1 protein-coding gene is annotated in these 354 nt (G+C 66.9%); it reads right to left on the bottom strand.

Annotation, left to right across the window (positions count from 1 at the left end):
• A partial coding sequence (locus P5F91_RS28910) for a calcium-binding protein (RefSeq protein ID WP_277908981.1) occupies positions 1-354 on the bottom strand: 354 nt, incomplete at both ends.

Raw genomic sequence — 354 nt, 5'->3', positions numbered from 1 at the left:
TGCCCTCGTTCGCGTTCTCCACCACCACGTCGGCGCCGCTGTCCACGAAATAGACGTCGTTGCCGGCGCCGCCGACCATGTAATCAACACCGGTCCCGCCATCCAACTGGTCGTTGCCGATCCCGCCGGTCATGGTGTCGTTGCCGCCCTTGCCGAACAGGACGTCGTTGCCGGCGCCGCCCGACAGGATGTCATCGGCGGCCCCGCCGGTCAGCGTGTCGTTGCCGGCATAGCCCGCCAGACGGCTCTTGTCGTCCGTGGCGGTCAGCACGTCATCCCCGCTGGTGCCCAGGACGGGGATGTAATAGGGCACCGCCGGCCCTGTGGTGGGGTAGGTCTTGGTGACGATGTCAT

The organism is Nitrospirillum amazonense (assembly GCF_029594735.1).
GTDB lineage: Bacteria > Pseudomonadota > Alphaproteobacteria > Azospirillales > Azospirillaceae > Nitrospirillum > Nitrospirillum amazonense.
The sequence above is the reverse complement of the archived record's forward strand: the minus strand, read 5'-3'. Positions and strand labels throughout refer to the sequence as shown.